This is a genomic window from Marinobacterium profundum, from assembly GCF_001528745.1.
Classification (GTDB): Bacteria; Pseudomonadota; Gammaproteobacteria; order Pseudomonadales; family Balneatricaceae; genus Marinobacterium_A; species Marinobacterium_A profundum.
Genome location: NZ_BCNS01000183.1, coordinates 1 through 852, shown reverse-complemented (window position 1 = coordinate 852; position 852 = coordinate 1). Strand labels below are relative to the sequence as shown.

At 44.7% G+C, this 852-nt stretch carries 1 protein-coding gene; it reads right to left on the bottom strand.

Annotation, left to right across the window (positions count from 1 at the left end; all coding sequences use genetic code 11):
* Positions 1 to 218: 218 nt before the first annotated feature.
* The gene (locus MPRO_RS21130; protein WP_067298008.1) at positions 219 to 671 is read right to left on the bottom strand and encodes a hypothetical protein; all 453 of its coding nucleotides are present in this window, start codon (positions 669 to 671) and stop codon (positions 219 to 221) included.
* Positions 672 to 852: the final 181 nt, after the last annotated feature.

Here is an 852-nt window from a genome sequence, read left to right as displayed (position 1 = left end):
GTATGCAGGCAATGCAGGAGCAATTGCCTGCGCTAACGGGAAATGGGTGGCAGCGTCAGCGCTCTGGAAGTGGTTAGAGGAAAAATCAGGGCTTATCCCTGCCGAATTCGGCTGATAAATACGAATTTCAATAGCGGTTTAAGTCAAAGTGAGAGACTATATTCGGTGAAAATAAGGAATGAAATCTGGATCGTAAAAAGAAAAGTTCTACCCCTAATTTAACTAGTGACGACAAAAAAGAAAAGCAGGCCACAGATGACGATGGTTATAGAAAGGCCAATAGCGATACGAGGGTTAAACTGAGCCTGAGCTTCAGAAAGAGGTGTATAAGCGTCATCAGATTTAGATTCCACACCAGCCAATCCTGACTCGGAGGAGTCAAGAGGTGGGTTCTCACCAGTGATCTGGCCGCTACTATTGCTCGCACCGTAACTGATAATTGTAGCGTTTTCTGAATTACTGAGGCGCTCGGCTATTTCACCACACCCAAGAAGGACTGCGCCACTAATAAACGACCCTAGGGCTAATAGCATGACCATCAGTTGTTGACTGGCCTTGTGCATGTTGTAGGTCCTGTCATAAACTCCCGAAGATACGGTTACATCCATATTCAGGGCTACCACACCAGCGAGTCCCCCAAGGATTAAAAAAGCAATTCCAAATCCTTTCATAGTATATAACCTCCTTGTTCAGTTCGTACAGGCACGATGGTCAGGTATTTATTTTAGCCCATCAGATAAGAAATTAGTGTAAAAGACAAGGCCTGACCCTGATTTTTCGAAATCTCCCAGATTTGAGAAGTGTTATCGTTGTCGGATAATTCCCATTTCGCCTTTCGGCGACTCACTTTTC

Coding starts and splice junctions, on each gene's coding strand:
- MPRO_RS21130 (WP_067298008.1), bottom strand. CDS start 671: ATGAAAGGATTTGGAATTGCTTTTTTAATCCTTGGGGGACTCGCTGGT.